Origin of the sequence: Blautia sp. 210820-DFI.6.14, from assembly GCF_020558815.1 — a bacterium.
In the GTDB taxonomy this organism is placed as follows: Bacteria; Bacillota; Clostridia; order Lachnospirales; family Lachnospiraceae; genus Blautia_A; species Blautia_A obeum.
Genome location: NZ_JAJCKS010000017.1, coordinates 22620 through 34449 on the forward strand (window position 1 = coordinate 22620; position 11830 = coordinate 34449).

12 protein-coding genes are annotated in these 11830 nt (G+C 41.3%); all 12 read left to right on the plus strand.

Annotated elements, in window-relative coordinates; all coding sequences use genetic code 11:
* Positions 1–138: 138 nt before the first annotated feature.
* The 12 genes from LI112_RS12140 to LI112_RS12195 all read left to right on the plus strand — a co-directional run bounded on the left by LI112_RS12140 (position 139) and on the right by LI112_RS12195 (position 11827).
* Complete coding sequence (locus LI112_RS12140) at positions 139–510, plus strand: GntR family transcriptional regulator (RefSeq protein WP_022388005.1); 372 nt, start codon at positions 139–141, stop codon at positions 508–510.
* Positions 507–1409, plus strand: coding sequence for an ABC transporter ATP-binding protein (locus LI112_RS12145; protein WP_005426444.1), 903 nt, complete (start codon positions 507–509; stop codon positions 1407–1409). The genes LI112_RS12140 and LI112_RS12145 overlap by 4 nt, the downstream gene beginning before the upstream one ends.
* Positions 1384–3651 carry a DUF6449 domain-containing protein gene (locus LI112_RS12150; RefSeq protein ID WP_227190797.1) on the plus strand — a complete coding sequence of 756 codons (2268 nt, stop codon included), beginning with the start codon at positions 1384–1386 and terminating at the stop codon, positions 3649–3651. The genes LI112_RS12145 and LI112_RS12150 overlap by 26 nt, the downstream gene beginning before the upstream one ends.
* A gap of 9 nt (positions 3652–3660) precedes the next feature.
* Positions 3661–4434: a pseudouridine synthase gene (locus tag LI112_RS12155; protein ID WP_005426442.1), complete on the plus strand. Its 774-nt coding sequence runs from the start codon at positions 3661–3663 to the stop codon at positions 4432–4434.
* A gap of 428 nt (positions 4435–4862) precedes the next feature.
* The gene (gene rpsB, locus LI112_RS12160; RefSeq protein WP_015541316.1) at positions 4863–5591 is read left to right on the plus strand and encodes a 30S ribosomal protein S2; all 729 of its coding nucleotides are present in this window, start codon (positions 4863–4865) and stop codon (positions 5589–5591) included.
* Positions 5592–5621: 30 nt separating this feature from the next.
* Entirely contained in the window at positions 5622–6563 is a 942-nt protein-coding gene (gene tsf / locus LI112_RS12165; RefSeq protein WP_005426440.1) for a translation elongation factor Ts, read from the plus strand.
* Between the two features lie 171 nt (positions 6564–6734).
* Positions 6735–7238, plus strand: coding sequence for a gamma carbonic anhydrase family protein (locus LI112_RS12170; RefSeq protein ID WP_055056529.1), 504 nt, complete (start codon positions 6735–6737; stop codon positions 7236–7238).
* Between the two features lie 57 nt (positions 7239–7295).
* The gene (locus tag LI112_RS12175) at positions 7296–7772 is read left to right on the plus strand and encodes a S24/S26 family peptidase (protein ID WP_227190798.1); all 477 of its coding nucleotides are present in this window, start codon (positions 7296–7298) and stop codon (positions 7770–7772) included.
* 101 nt (positions 7773–7873) lie between these two features.
* A complete protein-coding gene (locus tag LI112_RS12180; protein WP_227190799.1) occupies positions 7874–9601 on the plus strand; it encodes an ABC transporter ATP-binding protein in 1728 nt (575 codons plus the stop codon).
* A 19-nt stretch (positions 9602–9620) separates the two neighbouring features.
* On the plus strand, positions 9621–9950 hold the full coding sequence (locus LI112_RS12185) for a hypothetical protein (RefSeq protein WP_173908845.1): 330 nt from the start codon (positions 9621–9623) through the stop codon (positions 9948–9950).
* A gap of 180 nt (positions 9951–10130) precedes the next feature.
* Positions 10131–10904, plus strand: a complete 774-nt coding sequence (locus tag LI112_RS12190; protein ID WP_117628232.1) for a tyrosine-protein phosphatase — start codon at positions 10131–10133, stop codon at positions 10902–10904.
* Between the two features lie 26 nt (positions 10905–10930).
* Positions 10931–11827, plus strand: a complete 897-nt coding sequence (locus LI112_RS12195) for a DUF5011 domain-containing protein (RefSeq protein ID WP_227190800.1) — start codon at positions 10931–10933, stop codon at positions 11825–11827.
* The last annotated feature ends 3 nt before the right edge of the window (positions 11828–11830 follow it).

Sequence of the window (11830 nt, forward strand, 5' to 3'; positions counted from 1 at the left end):
GATTTCGGGGTTTAGAAAGATTTTATAATTAGAAAGAGATTGCGCTTAAGGGGAATATATGATATCATAAGTGTATTAAAACAATTAATACACTAAATACACATGCGAAAAAATGATTTACAGCAGAAAGGAGGGACAATGATAATACTAGATTATCAGGACAGACGTCCGATATATGAACAGATAACTGAAAAGTTCAGGACGCTGATCTATCAGGGAGCATTGCCGGCCGGTTGCAGACTTCCTTCTGTCCGGCAGCTGGCAATGGAATTATCTATCAACCCGAATACGATTCAGAGAGCTTATATGACACTGGAGCAGGAGGGACTGATCTATCCGGTAAAAGGCAAAGGGAATTTTGTTGCAGAGACGCGGCAGATTCAGGAAAAAAGCAAAGAAGATTTTCGAAAAGAATTTCTGGAACTTGTCAGACGTGGAATCAACACAGGTATGACAGAAGAAGAACTGATGACATTGGTTCAGAAAGGGTATGAGGAGGAACAGAGATGATAGAGATAAGGGGATGCAGCAAAGCATTTGGGACGCTTATGGCAGTCAGTAAGGTTTCGCTGGAAATCGGGGAAAGAGAGGTCTTTGGTCTGGTTGGAAGCAACGGTGCAGGGAAGAGTACACTTCTTCGTATGATTGCAGGAATTCTGAAACCTGATGAGGGTGAAATAAAGATTGATGATATGGCAGTATTTGATAATGAAAAGGCAAAAGAACAGGTTTTCTACATATCTGATGATTGCTATTTTCCGACAAACTATACAGCGTTGGATATGGCTGCGTTCTACCAGCTGCATTATCCGAAATTTGAGAAGCAGAGATTTGCAAAACTGATGAATCAGTTCCAGCTTGATGAAAGAAGAAAAGTCGGCAGCTTTTCTAAGGGTATGAAAAAACAGTTGATGGTACTTCTTGGAATCAGTGCAGGGACAAAATATCTTCTCTGTGATGAAACATTTGACGGATTGGATCCGGTAGTACGTCAGGGGGTTAAGAGTTTGCTTGCAGCAGAAATCATGAGCAGAGATTTTACTCCGGTTCTTGCTTCACACAATTTGAGAGAACTGGAAGACATTTGTGATCATGTGGGACTTTTGCATAAAGGAGGCATGCTTTTGAGTAAAGACCTGGAAGATATGAAATTCCATATTCATAAAGTACAGTGTGTTTTGACAGACAGGAAACAGGAAGAGGAATTGAAAAAAGAACTGGACATATTAAAGGTTGATCATCAGGGATCACTTGTATTGTTTACAGCAAGAGGTACGCGGTCAGAAATTATGGCAAAGATACAGGAGAAGAATCCATTGTTCAGTGAAGTGCTTCCACTGACTCTGGAAGAAATATTTATCAGTGAAACGGAGGTGGCTGGTTATGAGATCCAGAATATTTTCTTCTAAATATATAAAGACGATTTCTAAAGGTCAGATATGGATGCCGGCATTTATAGCACTCGGATTTCTTCTGGCATTTCCGGTGACTGGTATGGTGAAGCTGAGTTCCTGGAGTGATCTGAAATATTCAGCTTTGCAAAGTCAGATTTTGTATAACAATTTGTGGAAGGATGGCTTTGTACTGTCAGGCCTGATCATTGCATCAATAGCAGCTTTCATAAACAGTGTGAATGGATTTATTTACCTGTATTCTGGCAAAAAAACAGACTATTATCATGGACTTCCGATGAAAAGATCAGAAATGTTTCTGGAAAGAATATTTTCAGGATTGGTATATTATCTGATACCATATATCGTTACAGAATTTCTGATGATCTGCATTGGAGCAGCGCGAGGATTTTTCAGCTTGAATATTATGGGGATGGCAGTCAGGATGCTTTTCCTGCATCTTATCATCTACCTGGTGATCTATTTTAGCATTGTGCTTATAATCAGTGTGACGGGAAATATGCTGATGGGTATTCTTTGTCTGGGTGGAATGTACTTGTATGGTATTGTGTTGAATCTGATTCTTGTAGCCTATGGACAGTCATTTTGGCAGACCTTCTTCTCGGCGGAATACCAGTATGGTCGCTTTAATGCGCTTTTACATATGGCATCTCCGGGAACGCTGATTCTCAATATGGTCAGTGATTATGCGGAAGGAAAGACAGGAAAATTACTTGCAGCAGTCATTATTCTTGGTGTTATATTTGGAGTCCTGGCATGGACAGCATATAAGAAACGGCCATCAGAATCAGCTGGAAAATCTATGGTTTATTCGTGGATTTCAATCGTAGTGAGATTTATGGTCGTGGTTCCGGGCGGCCTTGCAGTCGGCTGGATATTCTATTCTCTTACTACCGGAAAAGTCAGAATCCTTTGGTGGATTTTCGGAATGATACTTGGAACAGTCATAATACATGGTTTATCAGAAACGATATATCAGATGAGTTTCCAGGGATTTTTTACGAAAAAGTTACAGCTGGTAATTGCAGGGGCACTTGTAGCAGTTTGCGCACTTATTTTCCAGAAAGACCTGCTGCATTTTGACAGCTATATTCCAAAACAGGAAGATATTGCATCCATGAATCTCAACATGATGTCTTTTGACCAGGATTACTATGAGAATGTCCAAAAGACCAAAGATGGAGAATATGAAATAACAGATGCAAATAACTGGGCAGAACCGGCTATGGCATTTGTCGGTAAAAATGGTATAGGTGATCAGACTTATAAGGCTCTTCAGGATATCGTTTCCAGCAATCCCAAAGGTGAGGTGATTGATGGCGATTATACATATTATTCAATTATAAAATATACACTTAAATCAGGAAAAGAGATCTACCGAAAATACTGGATAGGGACGGAGAACTTAAGTGCTCTTGTAAAAGGATTATATGAGGAAGAAAATCTGAAAGAACAGAAATTTGGTTTTCTTAATCTTGATCAGAAATATCTGAAAAATATTGGATTGAATGATGCAAGCGGAAATGGATACAGTATCTTCCAGAATGATTCTGATAAAATGAAACAGCTCCTTGAAGCAATGAAGAAGGATGTCGACGCTGCAACAGCAGAAGATTTCATGCAGGCACCTGAGGTAAAAATGGATTTTGCTTATCAGTTTCCTGGCAAACAGGATGTGAATAATATGATACCAGGTAATACCAATGCAAATGTACAGTATGCGAACTGGATAGTCGGTATTTATCCTTCATTTAAAAATACGCTTGCAATTCTTAAGGAAACAGGTTATCCTCTGACGGTAGAAGATCTGGATATTGAAAAGATCATGCTGAACTATTTTAACGATGAGGATGGTCAGCAGGAAGATGTGACTTATGAGATGCTGGAAGAAATAAAAGCTCTGAAAGAAGCATTGACTGTAAGATATAATGGATACGTTGACAAAGATTCCGAGATCTATCAGAATATTTATGTATCTGTGTATACGGATAAAGGCGAGGCTGTGAATGCATACGGATTGAAGACAGAAAAGCTGCCTGATTTCGTAAAAGAAAAAATTACAGAGATGGGAATCATACAGAGTAGTATGCAGATGGATGCACCGGTAACAAAAGAAGAAACGGTGTATACGGATGACAGCGAAGATATGGTATCACAGGAGATCATAGGTGGAGCAGATGAACCAACTTCAATCTATCTGGAAAGCAGCGGCGATTCAGGTTCATCTGAGACAGAATAAGGAGTAGATATGGCAAAGGCAGTAAGGCTGGACAAATTTCTTGCTGACGCAGGAAAAGGAACCAGAAGTGAAGTGAAAAAATTCATACAGAAAGGGCAGGTTCAGGTCAACGGAGCTCCGGCGAAGAAACCGGAACTGAAGGTTGATCCGGAGAAGGATACCGTTATACTTTCAGGTGAAACAGTCGGTGTGGCACCGGAATTTGTTTATTATCTTCTGAATAAACCAGCCGGCTGCGTCAGTGCAACAGAAGACCGCAATGACAGAACAGTCATGGAATATGTACCTTCCGATCGCAAAGGAATTTTTCCGGTAGGAAGACTTGACAAAGATACAGAAGGATTACTTCTTATTACAGATGACGGTATGCTGGCACATGAACTTCTTGCCCCGGGGAAACATGTGGACAAAACCTATTTTGTCCGCGTGGAAGGAAAGCTTACAGTGGAAAAGATCGAGAAACTGGAAAATGGTGTGGATATCGGCGAAAAAAAACTGACGATGCCGGCTAAGGTAGAAATTGTTGGCGGAAGCTGGGAAGGTGCAGGTGAACCAGAACCAGGGCGCGTCCGCAGAGAAAATCTCCCGGAAGTCTATACAGAACTGCATCTGACGATCCACGAAGGAAAATTCCATCAGGTGAAACGCATGATGGAAGCGGTCGGAACCCCCGTCATTTACCTTAAGAGAATCTCCATGGGTCCCCTCATCCTCCCCGACGACCTTAAAAAAGGAGAATGCCGATCCCTGACAGATGAGGAACTAAGAAAGTTGAAAACATGATACCGATACAACAAATAAAATATCTTTTGAGGAAATTACAGATGAAAAACATCTCCGTGCAGGTATAGAAATACTCACGAGGCTTTCGTCATGAAGTGCAGGCAAGCTGCCGTCATCAAGCGCACTGTCTGAGGCGAAGCCGAGTTTGCGCGACTGACGGCAAATAAGCGCATGCACTGAATAGAAAACACAGTGGTATTTCTGAACCGCACGGAGAAACTTTCATCGTAAAACTCAAAAATAACTCAAAACCCTCTTTACACAGAGGGTTTTCTTATGCTATACTCTAGAAGTTGCAATGTGCGCAAAACCGCACAAATAAAAATCACGTACAGAGATTCCGATGGATGGTGCCCTTACGGTGTGAGGTTGGGTCCGGATAGAAAATGATCTGTACGGAAGAATTTAACCAAAAAGGAGAACAAATCATGAGCGTTATTTCAATGAAACAGCTTTTGGAAGCAGGTGTTCATTTCGGACATCAGACAAGAAGATGGAACCCTAAAATGGCTCCATACATCTACACAGAAAGAAACGGAATCTATATCATCGACCTTCAGCAGTCTGTAGGCATGGTTGACGATGCATACAATGCAGTAGCTGATATCGTAGCTAACGGCGGAAACATTCTTTTCGTTGGTACTAAGAAACAGGCTCAGGATGCTATCAAAGCAGAAGCAGAGCGTTGCGGACAGTTCTATGTAAACGAAAGATGGCTTGGTGGTATGCTTACAAACTTCAAGACAATCCAGAGCCGTATTGCAAGACTGAAACAGATCGAAGCTATGGAAGCTGACGGAACTTTCGAAGTACTTCCAAAGAAAGAAGTTATTGAATTAAGAAAAGAACTTGCTAAACTGCAGAAAAACCTTGGCGGTATCAAAGAGATGAAACGTCTCCCAGACGCAATCTTCATCGTTGATCCTAAGAAAGAAAGAATCTGTGTTCAGGAAGCTCATACATTAGGTATTCCGCTTATCGGTATTTGCGATACTAACTGTGATCCGGAAGAACTGGATTATGTAATCCCGGGTAACGATGATGCTATCCGTGCCGTAAAACTGATCGTTTCAAAAATGGCAGACGCTGTTATCGAAGCAAATCAGGGAACAACAGAAGCTGAAGAAGCAGAAGTTGAAGAAGCTACAGAGGAATAATTAATTTAATAATTCCAGGAGGAAAATACAATGGCTATTACAGCAGCTCAGGTAAAAGAATTAAGAGAAATGACCGGTGCCGGAATGATGGATTGTAAGAAAGCTCTTACAGCTACAGATGGCGATATGGACAAAGCAGTAGAATTCCTGCGTGAAAAAGGTCTTGCTACAGCTCAGAAAAAAGCAAGCCGTGTTGCAGCAGAAGGTCTTTGCAAGACTCTTGTTGCTGATGATGAGAAGAACGCAGTTGTTGTAGAAGTTAACTCTGAGACAGACTTCGTTGCTAAGAATGAAAAATTCCAGAGCTATGTTGCAGATGTTGCAGCACAGGCACTTACAACTTCCGCAGCTGACATCGACGCTTTCCTTGCAGAGCCATGGGCACTTGATACAACCAAGACTGTAAACGAAGCTCTTGCAGCTCAGATCGCAGTTATCGGTGAGAACATGCACATCAGAAGATTTGCTCAGGTGAAAGAAGAAAACGGATTCGTTGCTTCTTACACACATATGGGTGGAAAAATCGGCGTTCTTGTAGACGTTGAAACAGATGTTGTTAACGATGCAGTGAAAGAAATGGCTAGAAACGTAGCAATGCAGATTGCAGCTCTGAAACCGCAGTACACAAGCGACAGCGAAGTAAGTGCTGAATATATCGAGCATGAAAAAGAAATCCTTCTTGCTCAGATCCAGAACGATCCGAAAGAATCCCAGAAACCGGAGAAGGTTATCCAGGGTATGATCACTGGACGTATCAAGAAAGAACTCAAAGAGATCTGCCTTCTTGATCAGGTTTACGTTAAAGCAGAAGATGGAAAACAGACTGTTGCTAAATATGTAGAAGAAGTTGCTAAAGCAAACGGCGCTAAGATTGCAATCAAAGGTTTCGTTCGTTTCGAAACTGGCGAAGGTATCGAAAAACGTCAGGATGACTTCGCAGCAGAAGTTGCAGCTCAGGTAGCTGGTAAATAATTTCTGATCTGATTTAAATCAGAACATTTCAATCCCCTGAAATCCAGGGCACCTCATCGAGGTGCGAGGGTTTTGGGGGATTTTTTGTATGGAAAAGGAATATATCTTGTAATTTTGAGGTTTTTCATTCATAATATATGCAGTACAATTAGAAATGAGTATAAAAATATGGTGAACTACAAAAATGTAAAAATATCAGAAGACGCACGAATAGCGAAACAGTCTGTAATTATTGGTGATGTGACGATCGGACGAGACAGCTGCGTATTATATTATACAGTCATTCGTGGCGATGAAGCACCAATTGTAATTGGTGAGGAGACCAATATTCAGGAAAACTGCACGGTTCATGTAAGTCATAATAAGCCGGTTTCTATTGGAAACAATGTTACAATAGGGCATAATGCAGTGATTCACAGCTGTACGATCGGAGACCGGACGCTGATTGGAATGGGCGCGGTAATTCTGGATGGTGCACAGATCGGAAACGACTGTATCATTGGAGCCGGAAGTCTGGTAACAAAGAATACTGTGATTCCGGATGGTTCACTTGTGTTGGGAAGTCCGGCGAAAATAAAGAGAAATCTTACCTGGGAAGAGAAACTTGGTAATCTCGAAAACAGCAGAGAATACGTTAAGGTTTCCGGTGAGATGAAAGCACAGGGTATTTTGTAAGTTATTTGCAATATAAATGATGAAAACAGAATATAGGAAAAGATAAAGGAGAGTTCTATGGATCACGAAATTCCTGTCCGTATTGTAGACAACCAGGAATACATGAAGGTTGTCCGCTCAATTCTTGAGGAGGGAAAAGAAGTTCCCCTTGTTGTCACAGGAAACAGTATGATGCCGTTTCTTATTGACAGGAGGGATCAGGTGCTGATAAAAAGGATTGAACGTCCTCTGAAAAAAGGAGATATTGCTTTTTTTCAGAGAGAAAACGGACAGTATATTATGCACAGAATTCACTTTATGCGAAAAGATGACAGAACTGGTGAAAACCAGTTCTATTTTATTGGAGATGGACAGAAAAACATAGAAGGACCTATTAAAGAAACTCGGATTTTTGGCGTAATTACCGGGGTTTTGCGGAAAGGGAAATATTTGGATGAACACACATTTACATGGAGATTTTTTGAGAATATCTGGCGTTATGTGATACCATTTCGTCCCCTGATAATAAAAACATATTCACTTTTTAAGCGTTGAATTGCTTGAGAATCATAAAGTGCAGTGCTATAATTTGACCAAGTTGCGGGTAGTGAATTGTAGAGTGATGAGAAATCAGTAAAGATAAGTGGAGTACTATTTTGAAGCGGTGGATAAAGAAAATCATTGTCAGAATCAGAGAAGGATATCTGAAAGAAATATACAAAGAAATGGTGTGGATGTATCAGTATGTAAAACGTTATTGGTTTTCTATATGTTTTTATATCTTGGCAGGAGTCTTCGGTACCGTTATGGGACTTGGAAGCAGTGTTGTGTCCAAGTATCTGATCGATGCAGTCACCGGAGTCAGGAAAGATAAAATCCTTCTGTTCGCTGTGCTGATCATATGCATGACAGCAGCTGGAATTATCTCGAATGCAGTCATCAGCCGTATTTCAGCCAGAATCAATGTGATGATACAGAATGAGATACAGGCAGATATTTTTGAAAAGATCATACATACAGAATGGAAAGAACTCAAAGATTTTCGAAGCGGAGATCTTTTGAACCGCCTTTCAAATGATGCTGTACAGGTGGCTTCCAGCGTGATCAGCTGGATTCCGAACAGTATTACAAAGCTGGTGCAGTTTATTGGTGCATTTGCGATTATTTTTTATTATGATCCGGTCATGGCAGGAATTGCACTTCTCAGTGCTCCGGTTACGGTGATTTTTTCCAGAAAATTCATGGGGAAGATGCGGACCTATAATAATGAAATGCGCGAGATGACCAGCAGTCTGATGTCCTTTCAGGATGATACTTTTCAGAATATCCAGACAGTAAAAGCCCTTGATCTGACAGGAGTATTTGAAAAGAAGCTACAGAGCCTTCAGAACAGATACAAAGAAAAAATGTTGGATTATAATAAATTTACCGTGTATACGTCTTCCTTTATGTCAGCAATAGGAACCGGTGTTTCGTATATCTGCTTTGGATGGAGCGTGTACAGACTCTGGAGTGGGTACATCACCACCGGAACCCTGCTGATGTTTTTCCAGATGGCAAATTCACTGTCTTCCTCGTTTTCCTCACTGATTCAGATCATACCGGCTGCCATCAACGCTGCTACTTGTGCGGGACGCCTGATGTCGGTTTCGGAACTGGAAAAAGAAAATGCTCTGGATATGGAGAAGGTAGATCGAATTCTGGAAAAAGAGTATAAAGGGATCACGATTGAGTTAAAAGAAGTCAATATTCATTATAAAGACGGAGAGAATGTGATTCACAGGGGGGATTTTATTGCGAATGCAGGTGAGATCACTGCAGTCGTTGGTCCGTCAGGCGAAGGAAAGACAACATTGATTCGCGTATTACTTGGACTTCTGCATCCAATGGAAGGAAGGGCTGAACTTAAGAATGCAGAGGGAATAAAATGCAGACTTTCTGCCGGAACACGAGAATTTTTCAGCTATGTGCCGCAGGGCAATACCATCTTTGCAGGAAGTATTGCTGAGAATATGAGGATGGTAAAAGAAGATGCCACAGATGAAGAAATCAGAGAAGTTCTGGAAATGGCCTGCGCCTATGATTTTGTAAAAAAACTTCCGAAGGGCATGGAAACAGTGGTAGGTGAGAAGGGAAGTGGACTTTCGGAAGGGCAGGCACAGAGACTGGCCATAGCGAGGGCACTCCTGAAAAATGCGCCGGTTCTGATTTTGGATGAAGCGACTTCGGCACTGGATATAGATACGGAAGAACGGGTATTAAAAAACATTATGAAGAAGGAGAAAGGCAGGACCTGTGTTGTTACGACACATCGCCCAAGTGTTCTTTCTGTCAGTGATCATATTTATGAAATCAGAGAGAGGCATTTAAAGAAACTGAAATAGGAAGGCGGGACAGAAAGTTATGAATGAGAAAACAAAAAAGGAAGGTTATACAGATCAGTTAAATCAGGAACTTCTTGGCACACTGGGAGAAAAGGCTTCATCTGAACAGATCAGTGCAGCATATGAAAAAAGAGATGTACACAGGGATACAACATATCATAAAACGAATACAAAACATGCCAGTCCGTGGAAAGATACTGCTCCGGTAGAGAATACTTTAAAGACAAGAAAAAAGAAACATAGGAGTTCCAGAGACCGATACTTTCTGTTACTGTCGCTTGGCATTGCGGTAGGAGTACTGACAGCAGCGGGGCTGCTCATTTATGGAAGTCTTTTATTTCTACATTAACGAACAGAAGACCTGCGGGTAAATCTGAAAAGATTTATCTGTGGATCTTTTTTTGTGAAGAGAGATTTGTATTTTTAGAAAAAAGAAGGAAAAAACACATACTTTAGTATGTAGGAGTGGGAAGGAGAAAAGGGTAGAATTATATTCTGTATAAAGTTGTGCTGTAAAAAGGGGACAAAAATGATCGATATACATGCACATATTTTGCCAGATCTGGATGATGGTTCAGAAGATATGGAAGAATCACTTGAAATGGCAGAGCTGTCGGTGGAAAGTGGCGTAGAGATCATGGCAGCGACACCGCACAGCAATCAGATGGGGCGATTTGAAAATTTTCAGTCAGAGCAGCTGTTAGAAAAATACAGACAGCTTCGTACTGCATTGGAAAAAGAAAAAATCCCACTGCATATTCTTGAGGGCATGGAAATTTTTGCCTCAGAGGATATTGCACAGAAGATAAAAAATAAGCAGCTGAGTGGAATCAATGGGACGGATTATTATCTGGTTGAGTTTCCGTTTGACGCAGATCCCTGGTGGATCCGGGAATGTCTGGAGGATATCTTTGATACGGGGAAGATACCATTGATCGCACACCCGGAACGCTATTTTTGTATACAGGATTATCCGGAGCTTATATATGAATGGGTGCAGAATGGATGCGTTACGCAGATGAATAAGGGCAGCATTCTGGGAAGATTTGGGAGAAGTGTTATGGAGACTGCACATATCCTTCTGAAAAATGACCTGATATCATGCATTGCCAGTGATGCACATCATTCTTATATCCGTACACCACATATGAGCGAGACAAAAACAGCCCTTGTTCATATAGGTGGCTATGAATATGCATGGCACCTGACAGAAGAAAATCCGGAACGGATCATAAAAAACATACAGATTCCTCTGCACGGCCGGAGACCGGACAGGAGGAGAAAATATTTCAGACCTGTCTGACAGGTAAAGATCAAGAGGAGAATTACATGAAAAAGTTAAGGATATTTAGCATGGTGGTGTTTGTGATCGCAGCTGCGTCTTTTGGGTATTTCAAATATGAACAGATCAATTCTAAAGACAATCAGGCACCGGCGATCACAATGGATACAGACTCTATTCAGGTATCCTGCCAGGCAGAAGATGGAGAACTTTTGAAAGGAATTAAGGCAACGGATTCCAAAGACGGTGATGTGACGGGAAGTCTGATCGTGGAATCTGTCAGTAATTTTATGGAAAACCATACGCGTAATATGACGGTGGTTGCATTTGATTCAGATAATCATGCGACAAAGGCGGCAAGAAAAATTACATATACAGATTATGTTTCACCAACATTTTCTTTGACAGAACCTCTGCGTTTTGCGGTGAATACACAGGATATCATGGGAACGCTTACCTGTTCGGATGTGCTGGATGGAGATATCACCGGAAAGATTAAAATGTCCAGTGAATATTATGTCCAGGCTGATGTGGCAGGGGAATATCCAATGGTATATCAGGTTGCAAACAGTGCCGGAGATGTACAGAAATTACCGGTTACTGTTGAGATTTATGATCCGTCAAAGGAGGCCCAGAAACCGCAGTTTGAATTATCAGAGTATCTGGTATATACGTCAGTTGGAAATGCAGTTGATCCGTGGTCCTATGTTCAGCAAATCACTATGGGAGGGATTAAATTTGTACGGGGAGAAGATGGTGTTCTCCGTGATCCGAATCCGGCGGAAAAGCAGGAACGTACTGCTATTACTGCAGATGAGGTGCAGATCACGAATCAGGCAGATTTTAATACTCCTGGTACATATGAAATCCTGTATCAGATTACGGACGACAGTGGGAAAGAAAGTGTAACCGGTCAGGTACGTCTGATCGTTGTGGTGAGATAGTGG